Annotated in this window: 1 protein-coding gene; it reads left to right on the top strand. The window is 42.2% G+C overall.

Annotation, left to right across the window (positions count from 1 at the left end; all coding sequences use genetic code 11):
• Positions 1–7: 7 nt before the first annotated feature.
• Positions 8–2,662: serine/threonine-protein kinase PknK (locus tag HWQ38_RS25605; protein ID WP_292799186.1), on the top strand; the 2,655-nt coding region annotated here is incomplete at its 3' end.

Genomic DNA, 2,662 nt, shown 5'->3' with positions numbered 1-2,662 from the left:
TTGCTCTATGATTGCTCTAACTGGTATTGCCATCCAAGACAAGATATACGAAAGTTCTAATTCTCTAGTGTATCGAGGCATCAGAGACGATGGAGTAGGGATCATCGTAAAAATGCTAAAGCTTGATTATCCCTCACCTCAAGAACTAACCCGCTACAGACAGGAATATAAAATTACCCGTTCCCTCAATCTGGAAGGAGTTATCAAGGCATACAGCCAGCAGGACTATCAACGCACTCTGGTGATTCTCTTAGAAGATTTTGGGGCAGAGTCCTTAGAGCAATGGATGCACAAGCGTCCAGATATCTTTTGCCCCATACCTTTATCGACTTTTCTAAGTCTTGCAATCATTATTTGCGATATTCTAGGCAGAATCCATGCAGCCAATGTCATTCATAAAGATATCAACCCTGGAAAAATAGTTCTCAATCTGGATACTGGCGTTGTCAAAATTATTGACTTTGGAATTGCCACCCAATTTAACCGCACGAATCCGACTTTCAAAAGTCCTCATGTTTTAGAAGGGACACTCGCATACCTATCTCCAGAGCAAACCGGGCGGATGAACCGTTTACTCGATTACCGCACCGATTTTTACTCCCTTGGTGTGACGTTCTACGAACTGCTAACTGGACATCTGCCGTTTCCCACAGTGGACATGCTTGAGCTAGTCCACTGTCATATAGCTAAACAGCCTGTTTCGCCTCATGAAATAAATACGACGATTCCTAAGCCAGTTTCAGATATCATTCTCAAACTGATGGCGAAAAATGCTGAAAATCGCTATCAGAGTGCTTGGAGCATCAAAGCGGATTTAGAAATCTGTGCCGATCAATTAGCAAAAATCGGTCAAATCTCTAATATTCAACTGGCACTTCAAGACATTTCTGAGCAGTTTCAAATTCCTCAAAAACTGTATGGACGGGACAAGGAAGTTGCAATGTTACTGGCAGCGTTTGTTCGCGTAGCGTGTCCGGAGGACAATCGCGTAGCTTGTCCAGAGTCAAACCGCGTCGCTGCTTTACCAAATAATTTAGAAACAACTTCACAAAGGGAACAAAGAGGCAACCCAAAATTCCAAGTCGAAATGATGTTGGTATCTGGCTATGCTGGAATTGGGAAATCTGCGTTAGTGCAGGAAATCTATAAACCAATTACCCAAAAGCGTGGTTATTTTATCTCTGGTAAATTTGATCAGTTTGGGCGCAATATTCCCTACAGCGCGATCGCCCATGCCCTGCAAAAATTAGTGCAGCAATTGCTCAGTGAACCTGACGAACAAGTGCAACAGTGGCGATCGCTCTTACTTACAGCTTTGGGAAACAACGCACAAATCATCATTGATGTCATCCCCGAAGTTGAACTAATTATCGGCAAGCAGTCGCCTGTACCATCCGTTGGAGCAACTGAAGCTCAAAATCGCTTTCACAGAATCTTTGGGCAGTTTGTGCGGGTGTTTTGTTCAGAATCACATCCCCTGGTGATCTTCTTAGATGATTTGCAGTGGATAGACTCAGCAACGCTGAAGTTAATCGAGTTGATGCTCCTCGATGAGCAAACCAAATCACTATTTTTGATTGGAGCCTATCGAGATAATGAAGTAAATCCAACGCATCCATTAGCATTAATGCTAGAGAGACTGCGAAAACAAGGGGCAGTGCTTCAGGAAATTATCTTAGCACCCTTAACGCTCTTGCCGTTGAGTCAGTTGATTGCCGAGACGCTACATCGGAATGCAGACACCGTTCGTCCCTTAGCTGAGTTGGTGTTGCGTAAAACTGAGGGCAATCCCTTCTTTATCAGTGAATTTTTGAGAATGCTGCATAGTGAAAATTTATTGACCTTTGATGCACAATACTTAAGCTGGCAGTGGAACATAGCTCAGATCCAAGCCCAAGATATCACTGATAATGTTGTGGAGTTGATGCTTCACAAGTTGAAGAAACTGCCAGAGAATACACAGCAAATTCTCCGGTTAGCTGCTTGCGTCGGCGCTGAATTTAATTTAGATACTCTATCGATTGTTTGTGGAAAACCACCTGAAACGGTTTTTCAAGATTTACTAACAGCCATAGAAGTTGGATTAATTCAACCATTATCTGAATTAGATGAAAACTTGTTAATTCAAGAGTATAAGTTCTTGCACGATCGCGTGCAGCAAGCCTCATACACCTTAATCGATGAGTCGCACAAACAAGTTGTTCATTTACAAATTGGTCGCAATCTCCTCGGAAAAACTTTGCTAGAGAGACTATCAGACCGACTGTTTGAAATTGTCGATCATCTGAATCATGGAATTGAGCTTGTCGCAGATCAATCAGAACGCAATGAAATTGCGAGATTAAATTTAATCGCAGGACAGAAAGCAAAGGCTGCGATCGCCTATAGTATGGCGAAAAAATATTTAGCTACAGCAAGAGTTTGGCTAGCAGCTTCTAGCTGGCAAACCAACTATGACCTGACATTAGATTTATATTTAGAAACAACAGAAATTGAGTACTTGTGTGGCAATTTTGAACAGGTAGAATCCTGGGTAGCGATCGTTCTACAAGAAGCTAAGACTATTCTCGACATCGTGAAAGTTTACGAAGTCAAAATTCAAACCGACATCGCGCAGAACCAGCTATTAAAAGCAATAAATACTGGATTGCAAGTTTTGCAG

The sequence above is a fragment of the Nostoc sp. NMS7 genome, from assembly GCF_017115085.1.
Classification (GTDB): Bacteria; Cyanobacteriota; Cyanobacteriia; order Cyanobacteriales; family Nostocaceae; genus Nostoc.
The sequence above is the reverse complement of the archived record's forward strand: the minus strand, read 5'-3'. Positions and strand labels throughout refer to the sequence as shown.